The organism is Providencia sp. PROV174 (assembly GCF_028480685.1).
GTDB classification, from domain to species: domain Bacteria; phylum Pseudomonadota; class Gammaproteobacteria; order Enterobacterales; family Enterobacteriaceae; genus Providencia; species Providencia rettgeri.
Genome location: NZ_JAMPOT010000005.1, coordinates 235,565 through 255,398, shown reverse-complemented (window position 1 = coordinate 255,398; position 19,834 = coordinate 235,565). Strand labels below are relative to the sequence as shown.

The 19,834-nt window shown below is 42.3% G+C and carries 17 protein-coding genes and 3 tRNA genes; 17 read left to right on the top strand and 3 right to left on the bottom strand.

The window, feature by feature from the left end; genetic code table 11:
- Window positions 1–17: 17 nt before the first annotated feature.
- Window positions 18–914 (bottom strand): archaetidylserine decarboxylase, encoded by an 897-nt coding sequence (gene asd, locus PSE60_RS03365; RefSeq protein WP_272664557.1) that lies wholly within the window; start codon window positions 912–914, stop codon window positions 18–20.
- A gap of 156 nt (window positions 915–1,070) precedes the next feature.
- The gene (rsgA, locus tag PSE60_RS03360) at window positions 1,071–2,123 is read right to left on the bottom strand and encodes a small ribosomal subunit biogenesis GTPase RsgA (RefSeq protein WP_272664570.1); all 1,053 of its coding nucleotides are present in this window, start codon (window positions 2,121–2,123) and stop codon (window positions 1,071–1,073) included.
- A 109-nt stretch (window positions 2,124–2,232) separates the two neighbouring features.
- Here rsgA and orn point away from each other — a divergent pair, with 109 nt between their 5' ends.
- From orn to PSE60_RS03330, 6 genes are all read left to right on the top strand, one after another.
- On the top strand, window positions 2,233–2,778 hold the full coding sequence (gene orn / locus PSE60_RS03355; RefSeq protein ID WP_272664556.1) for an oligoribonuclease: 546 nt from the start codon (window positions 2,233–2,235) through the stop codon (window positions 2,776–2,778).
- Between the two features lie 163 nt (window positions 2,779–2,941).
- On the top strand, window positions 2,942–3,196 hold the full coding sequence (locus tag PSE60_RS03350) for a type II toxin-antitoxin system RelB/DinJ family antitoxin (protein WP_196725047.1): 255 nt from the start codon (window positions 2,942–2,944) through the stop codon (window positions 3,194–3,196).
- Window positions 3,186–3,476: a type II toxin-antitoxin system RelE family toxin gene (locus PSE60_RS03345; protein WP_198641735.1), complete on the top strand. Its 291-nt coding sequence runs from the start codon at window positions 3,186–3,188 to the stop codon at window positions 3,474–3,476. The genes PSE60_RS03350 and PSE60_RS03345 overlap by 11 nt, the downstream gene beginning before the upstream one ends.
- Before the next feature lie 224 nt (window positions 3,477–3,700).
- Window positions 3,701–3,776 (top strand) — tRNA-Gly (locus PSE60_RS03340).
- Between the two features lie 40 nt (window positions 3,777–3,816).
- Window positions 3,817–3,892 (top strand) — tRNA-Gly (locus tag PSE60_RS03335).
- A 42-nt stretch (window positions 3,893–3,934) separates the two neighbouring features.
- A tRNA-Gly gene (locus PSE60_RS03330) sits at window positions 3,935–4,010 on the top strand.
- A gap of 695 nt (window positions 4,011–4,705) precedes the next feature.
- Here the strand turns inward: PSE60_RS03330 and queG are convergent.
- Complete coding sequence (gene queG, locus PSE60_RS03325; protein ID WP_272664555.1) at window positions 4,706–5,887, bottom strand: tRNA epoxyqueuosine(34) reductase QueG; 1,182 nt, start codon at window positions 5,885–5,887, stop codon at window positions 4,706–4,708.
- Between the two features lie 287 nt (window positions 5,888–6,174).
- On the opposite strand from queG, the gene tsaE reads away from it, so the two are divergent.
- The 11 genes from tsaE (at window position 6,175) to rnr (ending at window position 19,789) form a co-directional block, all read left to right on the top strand.
- Window positions 6,175–6,639 (top strand): tRNA (adenosine(37)-N6)-threonylcarbamoyltransferase complex ATPase subunit type 1 TsaE, encoded by a 465-nt coding sequence (tsaE, locus tag PSE60_RS03320; RefSeq protein ID WP_004907392.1) that lies wholly within the window; start codon window positions 6,175–6,177, stop codon window positions 6,637–6,639.
- A 14-nt stretch (window positions 6,640–6,653) separates the two neighbouring features.
- Window positions 6,654–7,940, top strand: coding sequence for an N-acetylmuramoyl-L-alanine amidase AmiB (amiB, locus tag PSE60_RS03315; RefSeq protein WP_272664554.1), 1,287 nt, complete (start codon window positions 6,654–6,656; stop codon window positions 7,938–7,940).
- A gap of 10 nt (window positions 7,941–7,950) precedes the next feature.
- Complete coding sequence (gene mutL, locus PSE60_RS03310) at window positions 7,951–9,921, top strand: DNA mismatch repair endonuclease MutL (protein WP_272664553.1); 1,971 nt, start codon at window positions 7,951–7,953, stop codon at window positions 9,919–9,921.
- Window positions 9,914–10,855, top strand: a complete 942-nt coding sequence (gene miaA, locus PSE60_RS03305; RefSeq protein ID WP_210836895.1) for a tRNA (adenosine(37)-N6)-dimethylallyltransferase MiaA — start codon at window positions 9,914–9,916, stop codon at window positions 10,853–10,855. Before mutL ends, miaA begins: the two co-directional genes overlap by 8 nt.
- 107 nt (window positions 10,856–10,962) lie before the next feature.
- Window positions 10,963–11,256, top strand: a complete 294-nt coding sequence (gene hfq / locus PSE60_RS03300; protein WP_210836896.1) for an RNA chaperone Hfq — start codon at window positions 10,963–10,965, stop codon at window positions 11,254–11,256.
- A gap of 92 nt (window positions 11,257–11,348) precedes the next feature.
- Window positions 11,349–12,629: a ribosome rescue GTPase HflX gene (hflX, locus tag PSE60_RS03295; RefSeq protein ID WP_004907402.1), complete on the top strand. Its 1,281-nt coding sequence runs from the start codon at window positions 11,349–11,351 to the stop codon at window positions 12,627–12,629.
- Window positions 12,630–12,729: 100 nt separating this feature from the next.
- Window positions 12,730–13,935: an FtsH protease activity modulator HflK gene (gene hflK, locus PSE60_RS03290; RefSeq protein WP_210836897.1), complete on the top strand. Its 1,206-nt coding sequence runs from the start codon at window positions 12,730–12,732 to the stop codon at window positions 13,933–13,935.
- Between the two features lie 2 nt (window positions 13,936–13,937).
- A complete protein-coding gene (gene hflC, locus PSE60_RS03285) occupies window positions 13,938–14,939 on the top strand; it encodes a protease modulator HflC (RefSeq protein WP_004905999.1) in 1,002 nt (333 codons plus the stop codon).
- 285 nt (window positions 14,940–15,224) lie between these two features.
- Window positions 15,225–16,526 (top strand): adenylosuccinate synthase, encoded by a 1,302-nt coding sequence (locus PSE60_RS03280; protein ID WP_272664552.1) that lies wholly within the window; start codon window positions 15,225–15,227, stop codon window positions 16,524–16,526.
- Window positions 16,527–16,855: 329 nt separating this feature from the next.
- Window positions 16,856–17,278, top strand: a complete 423-nt coding sequence (nsrR, locus tag PSE60_RS03275; protein ID WP_004907407.1) for a nitric oxide-sensing transcriptional repressor NsrR — start codon at window positions 16,856–16,858, stop codon at window positions 17,276–17,278.
- Between the two features lie 42 nt (window positions 17,279–17,320).
- Complete coding sequence (gene rnr, locus PSE60_RS03270) at window positions 17,321–19,789, top strand: ribonuclease R (protein WP_210836899.1); 2,469 nt, start codon at window positions 17,321–17,323, stop codon at window positions 19,787–19,789.
- Window positions 19,790–19,834: the final 45 nt, after the last annotated feature.

Genomic DNA, 19,834 nt, shown 5'->3' with positions numbered 1-19,834 from the left:
AAGAGATAATAATTTAACTAAACGCCAGTGGATTCTTCTGTCACTGTATTTGCAACAGTTTCAGCGAGTAATTCGCCCATGCGAGTTGCATAACCGGGGATTAGTGATGAATTAAATGTCACTTTGTTAGGCTCAAATAAATTAATCACCGTTGAACCCAATTTAAACAGCCCCATTTCCTCACCTTTTTTCAAGAAAACAGCCCCTTCAGAGTCTAACTCAGGGTAAACCCAACGCTTAATGACGCCTTCACGAGAGGAGTTAACGCAACCGCTCCATACGGTTTCAATACTACCAACGATAGTTGCACCGACGAGGATCTGTACCATTAGGCCGACAGGGGTGTCAAAGACACAAATCAATCGTTCATTACGTGCAAATAGATTGGGAACATTTTGTGCCGTCAATGGATTTACAGAGAATAAATCGCCAGGAACATAAATCATCTCTTTGAGCAAACCGTCACATGGCATGTGTACACGGTGATAGTCACTAGGGGAGAGGTAAGTGGTAATAAAGTCACCACCACGAAAACGTTCCGCTAATTGGTATTGGCCTGCAAGTAACGCTTCCACGGTGTAATTATGGCCTTTAGCTTGGAAGATAAGGTCATCATTAATCGGGCCTAATTGGCTAACTGCGCCGTCAGCAGGTTGAGCAAGTTGGTGCTCTTTTTCGACAATCGGGCGTGCGCCTTCTTTTAGCAGGCGGATAAAGAAATCATTAAAAGTGGCATAAGCAGTAAGTTCGCTTTTTTGCGCTTCATTCATGTTGACTTTATAGGCTTTTGCGAACAATTTAATTGCCCATTGCGTCATGAAACCCGCATTGCGACTTGCGAACCAGCCTGCAAATTCAGTAAGACATTGTTTTGGAAGCATATATTGCAAGCGAATTTTAATTTTATCTAGCACGTTAACCTCTGATTTTTAAAGGTATGTTAGCAAAAGGGCGGCTATTGTACACAGTTTACTCGTCATATTTCAAACGGTCGCGTAACTGGCTAACCGTAATTAAATGATTTAGAGCTGGCTTAGTGTTAGAGAGTTGTTGGTAAGTACTCACTAACATTATTTGTCTTTTGCCGTAAAATTGCCACGAGGTTTGATTTGTTCCATGCTTTCTAAAATGCGATGGTAGTTTTCAAAACGTGATTCAGCAATTTTATTTGCTTCTACGGCTTCACGTAACAGGCAACCAGGGTCATCTAAATGTTTACAGTCACGGAATTTACAGCCACCAAGGTAATCTTTAAATTCGACAAATCCTTTGGTCACTTGTTCCGTTGTTAAATGCCATAAACCAAATTCGCGCACACCAGGGGAGTCAATCACATCGCCGCCCAATGGAAAGTGATATAAACGAGCTGTCGTCGTCGTATGTTGTCCTAGCCCTGAGTTGTCTGAAACCTCATTGACTAAAATCATTTCTTCATTGTGTGGGAGTAATGCATTTAATAAACTTGATTTGCCCACTCCAGACTGCCCAACAAATACTGAAACTTTACCTGCTAGCGCGTTAGTAAGTGCTTCCATGCCTTCATTGGTATGACTCGAAACTTCGAGAACTTGATAGCCAATATCGCTATAAATCGTCATTAAATCGCTTACCCACTCACGGTTTTCGTCGTCGAGTAGGTCGACTTTATTGAGAACGATAACTGGCTTAATCCCGGTGGTTTCGCAGGCAACTAAATAGCGGTCGATAATATTCAGCGAAAGCTCAGGTAAAATAGCTGAAACAACGACAATTTGATCAATATTAGCGGCAATCGGTTTTAAGCCGTCATAATAATCGGGACGAGTTAGAACAGAACGGCGTTCATGAACAGCTTCGACGATGCCATTTACTTTGATATCGCTCTGTGTGTTCAAGGCTGGCCGCCACACCACGTTATCCCCTGTCACAAGGGATGAAATAGTTCTACGCAAGTTACAGCGCTGGATAGTCCCGTTACTTGCTTGAATATCAGCATGTTGCCCAAAACGGCTAATGACCAAGCCTTCTTGTGCTTCACCTAATTGGCTATCATCAATTTCAACTGTTTTTTGCTTTTTAAGTCTTTTTTGATGATTTTCTTGAACTCGGCGCTGTTGGCCTTTCGAAAGTTTCTGTTTAGCCACCTGTCCTCTCTTTACCATGGGCTGTATTTTAGGGGTACTCACGCCTGTCACTGAAGGCATGAAGAGTGCTATCATACCTTAACTTCATAGAATGCAGTTAGGGTATATCATGCAAAAGAATGAGAATAATTTAATTTGGATCGATTTAGAAATGACGGGGCTCGATCCTGTTCGTGATCGTATTATTGAAATAGCGACTATTGTAACAGATAGCCATCTTAATATTTTAGCAGAAGGCCCTGTAATTGCAGTACATCAAACGGATGAACAACTCGCTTTAATGGATGAGTGGAATGTAAACACTCACACCAATAGCGGTTTAGTTGAACGTGTGCGCAAAAGTACCGTGAGTGAGCGTGAGGCGGAGTTAGCCACCATTGAATTTTTAGAAAAATGGGTTCCCCAAGGGGCATCACCGATTTGTGGGAATAGTGTTGGGCAAGACAGGCGTTTTCTATTTAACTACATGCCTGAATTAGAACGTTATTTCCATTATCGTTATCTTGATGTTAGTACACTTAAAGAACTTGCTCGTCGTTGGAAACCTGAAATTTTAGCAGGTTTTTCGAAGAAAAATACCCATCAAGCGCTGGATGATATTCGTGAATCGGTCGCTGAACTGGCGTATTATCGAGAAACATTTATTAAAGAGTAAATGTTAAATTAACGAATAAGCCGCAATTTTGAGCGGCTTTTTTTGTGTCAAAATTAGGTGTTGAATTACATTTTGCATTACATTTTGCATTACACATAGCACTACTGATTGTATTGCATTCAGTATTACATTATTCTAATTGTAAATTCTGATGGAGGCTATTATGAGTACAATACAAATTAGAGTTGATGAACAGCTTAAAAGAGATGCATATCAAGCATTTGATAAATTAAATCTTTCGCCTTCCGATGCACTAAGGCTATTTCTTCGTTATGTTGCAGAGAATGAAAAGCTTCCTTTTTCTGAAGTTTCTATTGTTGTGAGCGAGACTGATGAGGATGAGGATATTTTAGCTGTTGTTCGTGAACGTTTAAAAAAGCCAGCTAAACGTATAAGAGTGAACATTGATGATATTTGATATTGTATTTGATGAGCGTGCTCTAAGGGAATGGAAAAAGCTTGATTACAGTATCCGAGAACAATTTAAAAAGAAATTAAAGAAACTACAATTAAACCCATATATAGCGTCTCTGCGGCTGCATGGTGAATTGTCTAATTGCTATAAAATTAAATTAAAGGCATCAGGATTTCGCCTTGTGTACCAAGTTATTGATGATGAAATTGTTATTTTTGTCGTTGCCGTTGGCAAAAGAGAAGATAAAAAGGTTTATAACTCCGCGATAGAAAGGTTACCATAGTCATCTTCTTCCAATAAGTTAACAATGTTAACTTATTGAAATCAGTTTATTACAACGGGTGTTGATAAAACCACCATTATGATTGAATTGTCAGCAAACGAATAAAAAAATAAAAATTTTGAGCGCAAAGGCTTGCTAGTATCTGAATTTTTCGTATAATGCGCTCCCCGTACCGATGAAGTTTTTGTTATTGAGTCGGCACGTGAAACACCCAGAAATGTGATGCGGGAATAGCTCAGTTGGTAGAGCACGACCTTGCCAAGGTCGGGGTCGCGAGTTCGAGTCTCGTTTCCCGCTCCAAATTTTCTTGATGTTTTAGCTAGAACACTATTTTCGTGATGCGGGAATAGCTCAGTTGGTAGAGCACGACCTTGCCAAGGTCGGGGTCGCGAGTTCGAGTCTCGTTTCCCGCTCCAAACTTTCTTAGTGTTTTAGTGAGATAGCAGTACCCACCAAATGCGGGAATAGCTCAGTTGGTAGAGCACGACCTTGCCAAGGTCGGGGTCGCGAGTTCGAGTCTCGTTTCCCGCTCCAATATTTTCATCATCCCTTAATTTTTGTCTTTATTGAATCCCATATAATATCCATTTAACTTAATTTTATTTAAGTGAAATCACTTAGTGTATATGAACTGCGCTTGTTCACTGTTTTTATCTTTTTTTACCCTTTGAATACTAGGATCTAAAAGGGTTTCGCGATCTTTTTTGGATCATATCCAGATTTGTGCTTGCATTCATTTTCAGGGCGCCATAGAATAGCCACCCCTTAGCAATAGGGTGTTTTACTTCCATCTCTAAGATGAAACCATGAAGTTTAAATAATAAACAAAAATATGCTTTTTTATTTACTTCGAGTGTTTTTTCATTTTAACCTTGTTTTTTGGTCACTTTTGTATTGCTAGTTAACGTAAAATCAGGGTTTTTCTTTTCAACGCGACATTAGAAAGTTATCCACAGCTAACTCAATCAATCTGAGTTTTTATTGCGATTTGAAATAACTTATTACACAGAGTTATCCACAGGCTAATTAACAAATTCCTGTTGTGCTATTTAATTCTAACGTTTAAGTTGCATTATTGTAACTTGTTGATTTTATTGTTGTGTGGATTATTTTGTCAAAATGAGGCTAGCACAGCTTGCAAATTCTTTACCTATTGTCAGGTAAGCATTTTTTATTTTATTCACATCAATTTGACAATTCTTCATTCCGGATATATAGCAGGCTTTTTTCTAGGCGTCTCTCGGTAAACCTTTGTTAATAGCGCGTACAAGACGTTTTTGCTGTGAAGTTTGAATTGTGACTTGGTTTGCATCGCGTCGGTTAAGCTGTTGTTGTATAGACCATTGGAAGTGCTCATCTAGCATTTCGTTGATCCCCAATCTATTTTGTAAAGCAAGTACAATACGGTCTTGATAAGGTGCATTGCCAAGCGCCACACTGATATTTCGCAGCCACTTAATATAACCAATGCGACGGATTGCAGAGCCTTCGGTCACCTTCAAAAAGGTTTTTTCATCCCATGAGAACAAATCCAGCAGCTCTGGTGTATGTAAGTCCTTTCTTGGACTAAAATCATCTTCATCAGTAAGCTGGGAAAAACGGTTCCACGGGCAAATGAGCTGGCAGTCATCACAACCGTAGATCCGATTTCCCATTAGTGGACGAAATTCTTCTGGGATAGCACTATCTAGCTCGATCGTGAGGTAAGAAATACAGCGTCTTGCATCGACGGTATAAGGTTCAACAATCGCACCTGTTGGGCAGGTTGTCATACAAGCGACACAGCGGCCACAATCTTCTTCGACAGGTTTATCAACAGGAACGGGTAAATTAACCAATAACTCACCGAGAAAAAACCAAGATCCTGCTTCACGATTTAAAACTAATGAATGTTTTCCTGTCCATCCTAAACCCGCTTTAACTGCAAGAGAGCGCTCTAATATTGGAGCGGAGTCGACAAAAGGTCGAAAATTAAGATCATCGATAGTGGTGCCATTGGGCAGTATCATGCCGTTAAATTCGCGACAATAGTCTAAAATACGATCTGAAAGTTGTTTTAGGCGTTTTTTTAATAGTTTATGGTAGTCTCGCCCTAGGGCATAACGGCTGATATAACCTAATTCAGGGTTATTTAATGTACTGGCAAATGCGGCTTTAGCTGGTAAGTAATTCATGCGCACGCTAATGACACGTAACGTGCCTGGGTGCAGTTCGTGTGGTCTGGCTCGCATCATTCCATGGCGACTCATCCATTCCATCTCGCCATGAAATTGTTTATCTAGCCATGCTTGTAATTTGGGCTCTTCCGCAGAAAGGTCAGTATCGCAGATCCCTACTTGTTGGAAACCTGCTTCAATGCCCCATTGTTTAATATTCTGAGCGAGAAGATCGAGATCGAGGTATCTTGCCATCAGATCCTATCTTGATAAAGACTAAAACGGCAGGCACTCTATCATGACCTGCGTTGTTCATCAAAATGCATGAAAAATACCGTCAATATTGAGAACAATTATAGGATATTTCTGAACTCATCATTCAAGCAATGTTAATTAAGAAAAAAGCCCCATCTTAGGTTAATATAAGCGGTAATATTGATGTTTGTTGATATCTCTTTATGCATTTTGATCAGCAATATAAACTATGCATTTAAAGGATAAACAGGCGACACCGCCTATTAATGACATAATAAAAGAACAATATGAAAGAATGTACAATACAACTTGCCAATGAAGCGCAAACTGTTGCGTTAGGTAATGCTATCGCTAAGGCTTGCCATCAAAGCACTGTGATTCACTTATACGGTGATCTTGGTGCAGGGAAAACCACCTTTAGCCGAGGTTTTTTGCAAGCGCTAGGCCATCAAGGCCATGTAAAAAGTCCAACTTACACATTAGTTGAACCCTATGAATTAGCGGATCGTCAAGTCTTCCACTTTGATCTCTATCGGTTAGCAGATCCTGAAGAACTTGAATTTATGGGAATTCGTGACTATTTTTCTGGAAATTCGATCTGTTTGGTCGAATGGCCGCAACAAGGTAAAGGTTTTTTACCTGAAGCGGATCTTGAGCTCCATCTGACCTATCAAGGCGAAGGGCGTCAGGCTCACTTTGTTGCTTTTTCTGCCAATGGGGAGTCGTTGTTAGAAGCATTACCCCTACTCTAAGGAAGCTATTGCTCATGTTGAATGCATCAATGCACAGAATAACAAAAAAGGGTTTTTTTACTGTTTTCGTCTTGTTTATGGTATCCGTCATGTGGCTGTTTGCTGCAAAAACACAAGCGGCGACATTATCGAATATTCAAGTTAACAATAGTCCATCACAAGCAGAAGTGGTACTAAGCTTTGTTGATGGTAAGCCTGATTACGCCTATTTCCCATTGCATTCACCTGAGCGTCTTGTTGTTGATATCAAACAGCGAGGCGAGATTATTGGCCTACCGCTTAAAGTTCCCGCAGGGGATCTTGTAAAACTAGTACGGGCAAGCCAACCTTCTGATAATCAACACAAACGCTTAGTTTTAGAGCTATCTCGTACAGCCAAAACGAAAGCAGTGCTTAAACAAGTTTCAGGTGAATATCAGTTGGTATTAACGATATCGACGGGAAATTCATCCGGTTCTACCTCCTTTAATCAAACCAATAATACGGTTAAACCAGCGGCAAACAGCGCTCAAGATAAACCATTGAAGATGAATAACCCTGTGCCTGTTGCCACGCCAACACCGACTAAATATAAAAATATGCCGAAGGGCAGCAAGCAGGTAGTTATTGCTATTGATGCAGGGCACGGTGGAAAAGACCCTGGTGCGATTGGTAAGAATGGTTATAAAGAAAAGGATGTGACTCTTAGTGTCGCACGTAAGTTATACCAACGCCTTGAAGCCGATCCAATGTTTAAACCCGCGATGACCCGTGATGGAGACTATTTTATTTCCGTTAGTGGCCGTTCTGATGTGGCACGTAAGAAAGGAGCTAATATGTTGGTGTCAATTCACGCAGACTCGGCTCCAAATAGCAGTGCACGAGGAGCATCAGTGTGGGTATTGTCTAATCGACGTGCAAACAGTGAGCTGGGTAGTTGGCTCGAACAACGTGAAAAACAATCTGAATTATTAGGTGGGGCGGGTGATGCGCTTAGTGGTGCGGACCCTTATTTAAGCCAAGCTGTTTTAGATCTACAATTCGGCCATTCTCAGCGTGTGGGGTACGATGTTGCGGTTAAAGTGATCGAACAGCTGCGAAAAGTGGGTAATATTCATAAAAGAACACCTGAACATGCAAGTTTAGGTGTATTGCGTTCCCCAGATATCCCATCGATTTTAGTCGAAACTGGTTTTATTAGTAATACGGCAGAAGAACAGTTGCTAAAATCTAATGAATTCCAAGACAAAGTCGCAGAAGCTATCCATTTAGGATTACGTCAATATTTCTTGGCGAATCCAATACAAGCGGCGCCACAATAAGGGGGAAGGCATGGCAATACATATTCTTTCCCCACAGCTAGCCAACCAAATTGCAGCAGGAGAAGTAGTCGAAAGGCCTGCGTCAGTGGTTAAAGAGCTCGTTGAGAACAGTCTTGATGCTGGGGCAACGCGTATTGATATCGACATTGAGCGTGGTGGAGAAAAACTGATCCGTATTCGTGATAATGGCTGTGGTATCGGTAAAGATGAACTGATTCTGGCTTTAGCTCGCCATGCGACCAGTAAAATTGCCACTTTGGATGACCTTGAAGCTATTATGAGTATGGGGTTTCGTGGTGAAGCGCTAGCGAGTATCAGTTCCGTTTCACGTTTAACATTGACATCCAAGCCCGCAGACCAAACAGAAGCATGGCAATCATATGCCGAAGGCCGGGATATGGAAGTGATGGTTAAACCCGCAGCTCATCCCAATGGCACAACGGTTGAAGTATTAGATTTATTCTATAATACGCCAGCTCGTCGTAAATTTATGCGCACAGAAAAAACCGAGTTCGGCCATATTGATGAAATTGTTCGCCGAATTGCACTTTCTCGCCCAGATGTGGCTATTAACCTGACTCACAACGGGAAATTAGTAAAGCAATACCGAGCCGCTCATGATGAAGCACAGCAAGAGCGGCGTCTCGGAACGATTTGCGGAACGGGTTTTCTGCAAGGCGCTTTGGCGTTATCTTGGGAACATAGCGACCTTGCTATCAAAGGGTGGGTCGTTTCTCCATCAATGACATCAGGTAGCGAAACGCAATATTGCTATGTTAATGGCCGTATGATGCGTGACCGCCTAATTAACCATGCTATTCGCCAAGCCTATGAAGGGCATTTAGACGAAAACCAACAGCCTGCTTATGTCTTGTATTTGACCATTGATCCAAAACAAGTTGATGTTAACGTACACCCAGCAAAACATGAGGTTCGTTTTCACCAAGCCCGCTTGGTACATGATTTTATTTATCAAGCGGTGCGAACGGTATTATTAGAAGCTGCATCTATTGATGAGCTTCCGGGTATTGAACCGGCAAATATAGAGTTAGAAAATCGACCTTCTGCGGGGGAAAACTATTTTTCTTCACCAAACGTGACTCCCAAGCAACATAAGACAGAAAACCATACCCTCATCGAAAATACCGTTCGAGAGTCTAAAATACCTTATGACCAGCCTAGTCACTTAAAGGATAATACGGCAAATCACGCTTTTTCTTCACCGAAGTCAACATCAGGTTTTTCAGGAAATGTGCCAGCAAAAACGTTTGGTTCAACGTATGACAAAAAAGCAGGTGAGCTGTATCAGAGCTTAATGTCTATTCCCGTTGCCTCTGAAGATAAAAAACCGCTTTTTCCTGAGCGTAAACCGATAAACTCGCCACAAATATCGTCACAACCTGTAGCAAAAAATGCGGATAACTACCTTTTTGGCAAAGTATTGACAATTTACGCAAAAAACTTTGCATTAATTGAGTCTTCGTTGGGGCTAATCCTGTTATCCTTAACGGAAGCTAATTATTTATTGAAATTGTCACAATTATCACCGGGTGGTGGAGCATTAAAGCCTCAGCCATTATTAATACCTCTAAAAGTGTCACTTAAAAATGATGAAATAGAGGTTTTACAGCGGTACAAGGAACAATTGACAATATTTGGTATCGAAGCCACGATATTACATGGAAAAGTAACAATTCATACGGTATCGTTACCATTAAGAACACAAAATTTATCACAGCTTTTTTCTGAATTACTCGATTTTTTATCGAGAAAAGAAAGTGTAACTGACGAAGAGATTGCACAATGGCTCGCTAAAGCAGTTTCACAGGTTAAAACAGAGGAAAGTTGGAGTTTAGCACAGGCTGTTCAGTTGCTGGCTGATGTTGAGCGGGTATGCCCGCAGTGGGTAAAAAATCCCCCACCAACATTATTACAATTAATTAATTTACAATCCGTGGTAGCTACACTAACAAATGAGTGATTTAGCAACTCAGAAAAAACCTGACGCAATATTCCTAATGGGTCCAACGGCCTCAGGTAAAACCGCTTTAGCGATCGAACTTCGCAAGCATTTGCCTGTGGAAATTATTAGTGTCGATTCGGCATTAATTTACCGAGGAATGGATATTGGCACAGCAAAACCAACAGCGGAAGAACTCAGCCAAGCTCCTCATCGTCTGATTGACATTCTCGATCCGTCTCTACCATACAGTGCTGCCGATTTTCGCCGTGACGCATTAAATGCCATGGCTGAAATTACCTCACAAGGTAAAATTCCATTATTAGTCGGTGGCACAATGTTGTATTTTAAAGCCTTATTAGAAGGACTTTCACCACTTCCTTCAGCTGACCCAACAGTTCGTACTGAAATTGAACACATTGCTAAAGAACAAGGGTGGGGGGAAATTCATCGCCGTCTTACGGAGGTTGACCCAGTTGCCGCAGCAAGGATCCACCCTAACGATCCACAAAGATTATCCCGTGCTTTAGAGGTATATCTCATTTCGGGACAAACTTTGACTGAAATGACACAAACAGCTGGGGAAGAATTACCTTATAATGTGTTTCAGTTTGCTATTGCGCCACAAGATCGTAAAATTTTACATGAGCGCATAGAACAACGTTTTCATCTGATGATAGATGCGGGCTTTGAAGAAGAAGTTCGTAAATTGCATCAACGAAATGATTTACATGTTGACCTCCCTTCAATCCGTTGTGTGGGATATCGGCAAATGTGGTCATATTTAGATGGTGAAATTAGCCATGATGAAATGATTTATCGGGGAATTTGTGCAACTCGCCAATTGGCAAAACGTCAAATTACCTGGTTAAGAGGCTGGGAGAATGTTCATTGGTTAGATAGTGAACAACCTCAGCAAGCGCTTAGCACCGTTATGCAGGTTATGCGTGCATAGGACTGATGTTTGTGTACAATTAGAACGTTAAGCGCAATTTTTGAGTAGTTACTTTTTGGAATCTAAAAGATTCTCTTTTAAAAACAACAAAATAAGGAAAACATAGAATGGCTAAGGGGCAATCTTTGCAAGATCCGTTCCTGAACGCATTACGTCGTGAAAGGGTTCCGGTCTCTATTTATCTCGTTAATGGCATCAAATTGCAGGGGCAAATTGAGTCTTTTGACCAATTTGTTATTTTATTAAAAAACACAGTTAGCCAGATGGTTTATAAACACGCTATCTCGACTGTTGTCCCTGCTCGCCCTGTTTCTCATCATAGCGGTACTACGGGTAGCACTGGCAATGGTAATTACCATTCAGGTAACCCTGCAGCGCAAGATGGCGAAGTAACTGAGTAAGTTTGTACGCTAAAAGACAAGGAAAGCATGGGTAGGGAGACTGTACCTGTGTTTTTCCTTTGCAATTATTGTTTAGCCTAAGAGGTTACACCTTGTTTGATAGGTATGAAGGCGGTGAACTAGCTGTATTAGTCCATGTCTTTTTTTCTCAAGAAAAAGACGTTGATAATCTGGCAGAATTTGAGTCACTTGTGACATCTGCTGGCGTAAAACCAGTACAAATAGTCACGGGCAGTCGTAAAGCCCCTCATCCAAAGTTTTTTGTTGGGGAAGGTAAAGCAGAAGAAATTGCCCAAGCTGTTGAGGAAAGTGGTGCAGATGTGGTGTTGTTTAATCATACTCTAAGCCCTGCTCAAGAACGTAATCTCGAAAGGATTTGCCAATGTAAGGTGGTTGACCGTACAGGGGTAATTTTAGATATTTTTGCTCAACGCGCACGTACACACGAAGGTAAGCTTCAAGTTGAATTGGCTCAGTTAAGGCATTTATCGACTCGCTTAGTGAGGGGATGGACGCACTTAGAGCGACAAAAAGGCGGGATTGGCTTACGAGGTCCCGGTGAAACTCAACTTGAAACTGACCGCCGGCTATTAAGAGATAAAATTAAACAAATCTTATCTCGTCTTAGTCGGGTGGAAAAACAGCGTGAACAAGGGCGTCAAGCGAGAAGTAAGGCTGATATCCCGACTATTTCGCTTGTCGGTTATACCAACGCTGGTAAGTCTAGTTTGTTTAACCGCATGACGGCCGCTGATGTTTATGCTGCTGACCAGTTATTTGCAACACTTGACCCAACACTTCGTCGTATTGATGTAGAAGATGTTGGTGTTGTCGTTCTTGCAGATACTGTGGGTTTTATCCGTCATTTACCCCATGATTTGGTTGCAGCTTTTAAAGCAACCCTGCAAGAAACACGTGAAGCAACGTTACTGCTGCACGTTATCGATGCAGCTGATAATCGCTTGGATGAAAATATTCATGCAGTTGAAAGTGTGTTAGAAGAAATCGAAGCGGATGAAATACCAACACTTTTAGTGATGAACAAAGTTGATATGCTAGAGGATTTTGTCCCGCGTATTGACAGAGATGAGGATAACAAGCCGGTTCGTGTCTGGGTTTCAGCGCAAACGGGCGATGGTATCTCATTGCTGCTACAGGCATTGACGGAACGTCTTTCAGGTGAAATCGCACATGTTGAATTGCGTTTACCACCGAATGAAGGCCGTTTACGTAGCCGTTTCTACCAACTTCAGTCAATCGAACGTGAATGGCAGGAAGAAGACGGCTCAATTGGCCTTGAGGTGCGTATGCCAATGGTGGATTGGCGGCGTCTGTGCAAACAAGAGCAGCAATTACCTGACTACGTTATTTAATTGCTTTGGTGGTTAATGATGTAGTTAGGCAATGGAATTGATATTAAGAGCCCTATCGCTCTTAGCCCTGAAAATCAATCATAAAGAATGGAGCTAAAACATGGCGTGGAATCAGCCCGGTAATGACGGACAAGACCGCGATCCGTGGGGAAGCGGCAATAAAGGCGGCAACTCTGGCGGGAACAAAGGTGGTCGAAAACGTGGGGCTTATGATCTCGACGATCTCTTTCGTAAACTAGGCAGCAAGCTTGGTGGAAATAAAGGCAGCGGTGGTGATGGCGATAATAAACAACCATCACAAATCAGCGGCCGTTTAGGTATGTTAGCTCTTGCTGCTATCGTTGTTGTATGGGCAGGTTCAGGCTTCTACACCATCAAAGAAAGTGACCGTGGCGTAGTATTACGTTTTGGTGAATATAGTGGTGTTGTTGGGCCTGGTTTGAACTGGAAACCAACCTTCATTGATAGGGTTATTCCTGTCAACGTGGAAACCGTACGTGAACAAGCAACAAATGGCATGATGTTAACGTCAGATGAAAACGTGATCCGCGTTGAAATGAACGTTCAATATCGTGTTACCGACCCTGCGCAATATTTATTTAGTGTCACAAACCCAGACAATAGTCTGCGTCAGGCGCTAGATAGTGCTGTGCGTGGTGTAATCGGTCAGTCTGCGATGGAGCAAGTACTGACTACGAATCGTGCTTTTATCCGTGATGTAACACAAAAAGAGCTCGAAGCAACAATTGCACCATATAAAATGGGTATCACACTGCTTGACGTCAACTTCCAAGCTGCACGTCCACCTGAAGATGTTAAAGCGGCATTTGATGACGTAATCTCAGCAAGGGAAGAAGAACAAAAAACGATTCGTGAAGCACACGCTTACCGAAATGAAGTTCTTCCACTGGCAAAAGGTAACGCACAACGCCTAATTGAAGAAGCTGAAGCATATAAAGCGAGTGTGGTTTTCAAAGCAGAGGGTGAGGTCGCAAGCTTTGCGAAAATGTTACCTGAATACCGTGCTGCACCAGAAATCACCCGTGAGCGTCTGTATATCGACACCATGGAGCGTGTGTTAAGTAATACACGTAAAGTAATTGCGAATGATAAGAGCAACAGCATGTTAGTGCTGCCACTTGACCAAATCATGCGCGGTACAAATTCAGATGCGGCTTCAACGTCAAAAGCTAATCCGTCAGCAAGAATGGCGACGCCAAGCAATAGTTCGTCATCATCTGCTGCAACACCTGTACAGCCAAACAGCGCTGTTCGTGGTGATGCTGTTAGAGTAGGGAGACAATAATCATGCGTAAATCGCTAATTGTTATCGTTATTGCCATCTTGGCAGTTGCATACGCATCTATCTTTATTGTTCCTCAAACTGACCGCGGTATCGTATTGCGTTTTGGTAAGGTTCTACGTGACTCTGAAAACAAACCGATCATTTATGAGCCAGGTCTGCATTTCAAAGTTCCATTTATTGAAACGGTGAAAATGTTAGATGCGCGTATTCAGACTCTTGAAATTCAAGCTGACCGTTATCTGACAAGTGAAAACAAAGACTTAATGGTGGACTCCTACCTGAAATGGCGCGTGACTGATTTCAGTCGTTACTATGTAGCGACTGGCGGTGGTAACCCATTCCAAGCAGAAACCCTGTTAAAACGTAAATTTAGTGACCGTTTACGTTCTGAGTTTGGTCGTTTAAGCGTTAAAGACATTATCACTGATTCACGTGGGCGTTTAACGGTTGATGTGCGTGATGCCTTGAACAAAGGTACTGCAATTGACGATTCAACAAAAGAAGCGGATGCAGCGATTGCGGATGCAGCTAAACGTGTTGAAGAGGAAACGAACCTGAAGCCACTGGTTGTGAATGCAAACAGTATGGCGGCGTTAGGTATCGAGGTTGTCGATGTACGTATTAAACGTATTGAGCTGCCAAACGAAGTTTCTGAAGCTATCTATGCGCGTATGCGTGCAGAACGTGAAGCAGTTGCACGTCAACATCGTTCACAAGGTCAAGAAGAAGCGACTAAGATCCGCGCTGTTGCAGATAAAACAGTAACAGAAACGTTGGCTGAAGCAGAGCGTACCGCACTAACTTACCGAGGTGAAGGTGATGCGATGGCAACGAAACTGTTTGCTGATGCATTCAACCAAGATCCAGAGTTCTATGCGTTTATTCGTAGCTTGCGTGCCTATGAGCAAAGCTTCAAGAGTGGTGAAGACGTGATGGTATTAAGTCCGGACACTGACTTCTTCCGCTTTATGAAAGCACCAACTAAGCTTCGTGCAACAGATTAATAAATAATCAGACTAAGTTGCGTGCAACCTAGCAAAATAACTGTTAATCTATTAAAGAAAAGCCCGCTTCGGTGGGCTTTTTTTCGCCTGTCGTTTTAAGTATAGGATTTTTCAGGGAAAATTTGAGCTGCTCAACTGATGGCATTCATTTTGAGTTTACGGCAGAAATAAAAAATACCATTTTACTTGCTTTCCAGAAAAAAATTTTTGTATTGCCAAAATATCACTGGAACAGTTCATTTTTGATGGTAGAATTCATTTTTAAGCAACCGAGTGTATTTCAAAATGGGTAAGAACGTTGTCGTACTGGGCACCCAATGGGGTGACGAAGGGAAGGGCAAGATCGTTGACTTGCTGACAGAGCGTGCTAAATACGTAGTTCGCTATCAGGGCGGCCATAATGCTGGCCATACTCTTGTTGTAAACGGTGAAAAAACCGTTCTCCACTTAATTCCATCCGGTATTCTTCGTGAAAATGTCATCAGCATCATCGCTAATGGTGTTGTTCTTGCGCCAGACGCATTAATGAAAGAGATGAAAGAATTGGAAGACCGCGGTGTTCCTGTTCGCGAACGTTTACGTCTTTCAGAGGCATGTCCACTGATCCTGCCTTATCATGTTGCATTAGATAATGCGCGTGAGAAAGCTCGTGGTTCCAAAGCGATTGGAACAACAGGTCGTGGTATTGGTCCTGCTTACGAAGACAAAGTAGCTCGTCGTGGCTTACGTGTTGGTGATTTATTCGATAAAGCAACTTTTGCAGAAAAATTAAAAGAAATCGTCGAATACCATAACTTCCAACTCGTTAATTACTATAAAGAACCTGCTGTTGATTACCAAAAAACGCTAGACGATATCATGGCTGTTGCCGATATCCTGACTGGTATGGTAATCGATGTATCTGATCTGCTGTACAAAGCAAGCCAGAACAACGAATTCGTGATGTTTGAAGGTGCACAAGGCACATTATTGGACATCGACCACGGTACTTATCCGTATGTAACCTCTTCAAATACCACTGCGGGTGGTGTTGCAACAGGTTCTGGTTTAGGTCCACGTTATGTCAACTACGTATTAGGTATCATCAAAGCTTACTCAACGCGTGTTGGTGCGGGTCCATTCCCAACTGAGCTGTTTGATGAAGTGGGTGAATTCCTGCGTGAAAAAGGCCAAGAATTTGGTGCAACGACGGGTCGTAAACGCCGTACTGGTTGGTTAGATATCGTTGCGATTAATCGTGCGGTACAAATTAACTCACTGTCAGGCTTCTGTATGACTAAACTGGATGTTTTAGACGGTTTAGAAGAAGTCAAAATTTGTGTAGGTTACCGTCGTCCAGATGGCAAAGTGCTTGAAACAACGCCTTTAGCTGCTGATGAGTGGGATGGCTTAGAGCCAGTTTATGAATCAATGCCAGGTTGGAAAGAGACAACTTTTGGTGTGAAACAAAGAGAATTACTGCCACAAGCAGCTCTGAATTACATCAAACGCGTTGAAGATCTAACGGGTATTCCAGTTGATATTATTTCAACCGGTCCAGATCGTTCAGAAACCATGATCCTGCGTGATCCATTTGATGTTGAGTAATAACACTGACTGCGCCTAATACAGGCGCAGTTTTTTACTGCTTTACCTCCTTCCACTATGCAGCTTCTTTGATAAAACAGTCAAAATTCCCCATAATGATTGAATCAAGTCACTTTTGTGTGCAAATTATGTGCAATTAAGTGCATATTTGACTTGTGTTATACGTTAAACTTTATTTAACGACATATAATTTATTAGCATGCTATATTTTGTTCAGAAAACTGAAAGTGTTGGGTTAGAAATAGTAAGCGTGAATTTTAAAATAAGTCGCATTTTTTAGGCCAATGATTTGCGGCCAACAGCGTTATAGCTAAAATTTTGAGGTGATTGTGCAACTGACTAGTTTTACAGATTATGGGTTACGAGCTCTTATTTACCTGGCATCCCTAGGTGAAGGGAAAATGACCAGTATTACAGAGGTCACCGAAGTTTACGGTGTATCGCGTAACCATATGGTAAAAATTATTAATCAGCTCAGTCACCTAGGTTATATTAAAGCCACTCGTGGCAAAAATGGCGGGATTACACTAGGGCAACCAGCAGAATCAATTCGTATAGGGGACGTTGTCAGAGCATTAGAGCCCCTGACTCTTGTTAATTGTAGTGGTGAGTTTTGCCACATTACACCTGCGTGTCGTTTAAAAGGTGTGCTACACCAAGCAATACAGCAGTTTTTACAAGAACTTGATCAATACACGCTGGCGGACATGGTGAAAGATAACAGCCCGCTCTATCAACTACTGCTTGACTAGCATTTGCGGTAGTTATGAATTCTGATGACAACGGAGGTAACGATGTCACAAGATCCTTTTCAGGAAAGAGAAGCAGAAAAATACGAGTCCCCAATTCCAAGTCGAGAATACATTCTTGACCTTATCTCGAAGCGTACTGCACCAGCTAATCGCGAAGAAATCGCACAATTATTGAATTTATCGACAGAAGATGAATTAGAGGCACTGCGTCGTCGGTTAAGAGCCATGGAACGGGATGGGCAATTAGTCTTCACTCGCCGTCAGTGTTATGCATTACCGGAGCGTTTAGACTTATTAAAAGGGAAAGTGATTGGCCATCGTGATGGCTACGGTTTCCTGCGTGTTGAGGGTAAAAAAGAAGATTACTATTTATCTCAAGACGAAATGAAACGCGCCCTACATGGTGACGTTATTCTAGCGCAACCTTATGGGCAAGACCGTAAGGGGCGGACAGAGGTTCGTGTTGTTCGTGTGTTAGAACCACGTAATAACCAAATTGTTGGCCGGTATTTTATTGAATCGGGTATGGGGTTTGTCGTACCGGATGATAGCCGTTTAAGCTTTGATATTTTGATTCCGAAAGATCGCGTCCTTGGCGCTCGTATGGGGAATGTGGTGGTGGTTGAATTAGTCACCCGCCCACAACGTCGCTCGCAAGCGGTGGGAAATATCATTGAAGTGTTAGGCGAAACAATGGGAACGGGTATGGCGGTGGAAATCGCTTTACGTACCCATGAAATCCCACATTCATGGCCACCACAAGTTGAAAAACAAGTTGCGGACCTGAGTGAGCATGTCCCTGAATCGGCGAAAAAAGGGCGCGCTGATTTACGTGATCTCCCTTTAGTGACCATTGACGGCGAAGATGCCCGCGACTTTGATGATGCGGTTTATTGTGCACCGAAAAAAGGTGGTGGTTGGCGCTTATGGGTGGCGATTGCGGATGTAAGCTATTATGTCCGTCCTCAAACGGCTCTAGATACAGAAGCTCGTAGTCGAGGTAACTCGGTATATTTTCCATCTCAAGTTGTTCCTATGCTCCCCGAAGTCTTATCGAACGGCCTGTGCTCACTAAACCCTGGTGTTGACCGCCTGTGTATGGTGTGCGAAATGACAGTATCGGCATCTGGTAAGCTTTCGTCATACAAGTTCTATGAAGCGGTTATGAGTTCTCATGCAAGGTTAACTTACACGAAAGTGTGGAAAATCTTGGAAGGAGATGAAGAGCTGCGTGAGCACTATAAAGCCTTAGTGCCGCATATTGAGCATTTGCACCAATTATATAAAGCACTGGATGCTGCGCGTATTGAGCGTGGTGCAATTTCCTTCGAATCTGAAGAAGCGAAATTCATTTTTAACGCAGAACGCCGCATTGAAAGTATCGAACCCGTTGAGCGCAATGATGCACATAAATTGATTGAAGAGTGCATGATTTTGGCTAACATTGCGGCGGCTCGGTATGTTGAGAAAAATGAAGAGCCTGCATTGTACCGTGTGCATGACCGTCCTAAAGAAGAAAGCGTGATGAATTTACGCTCAGTATTCAGTGAATTAGGTTTGACTCTACCAGGTGGAATGAAGCCAGAGCCGAAAGATTATGCGCAGGTAATGAATGAAGTGGCTGAGCGCCCTGATCATGAATTACTGCAAACCATGATTTTACGTTCGATGAAACAAGCGATTTATGATCCTGAAAACCGCGGTCACTTTGGCTTAGGTTTGAAATCGTATGCTCACTTTACATCACCAATTCGTCGTTATCCTGACCTGACGTTACATCGTGGGATAAAATATTTACTGGCGAAAGAACATGGTCATTCAGATAAGCGCTGGACGGAAACAGGTGGCTGGCATTCAGACATGGATAGCATGTTACAGCTTGGTGAGCACTGTTCAATGACTGAGCGCCGAGCTGATGAAGCGACTCGTGATGTGGCTGACTGGCTGAAATGTGATTTCATGCAAGACCAAGTTGGCCAAACCTTTACAGGTTTAATCACAAGCGTCACTGGTTTTGGTTTCTTTGTGCGTCTTAATGATTTATTTATTGATGGTTTAGTGCATATTTCAACGTTGGATAATGACTACTACCGTTATGATGCGGTCGGCCAGCGTTTAATTGGTGAATCATCAGGTACCACTTATCGTCTTGGTGATGAAGTGGAAATTCGTGTCGAAGCGGTGCATATGGATGAGCGTACCATTGATTTCGCCTTAATTTCAACTACTCGTAAAGCGAAAAACCCGGGCAAAACAGCGCGGGACAAAATGAAGCAAGAAGTGAAAAATGCGACGCGTCCAGCTCGTCGAAAAGCGGATGCGAGCAAAGATAAAAACTTCGAGCCTGATTCTGCATTTCGCCGTTCAGAGAAAAAAGGGAAAAAAGCTGAAGCTAAGCCAGAGGCGAAAGGGAAAGGAAAAGGCAAAAAGCCGTCTGATAAAACTAGAAAAATTACAGCAAAATTAAAAGCTAAACGTGTTGCAAAAAAATCCCAAAAACAAGAGGGATAATGGTATTGCTGTAGTTATTAACCATCGTTATTAACCATCGTTATT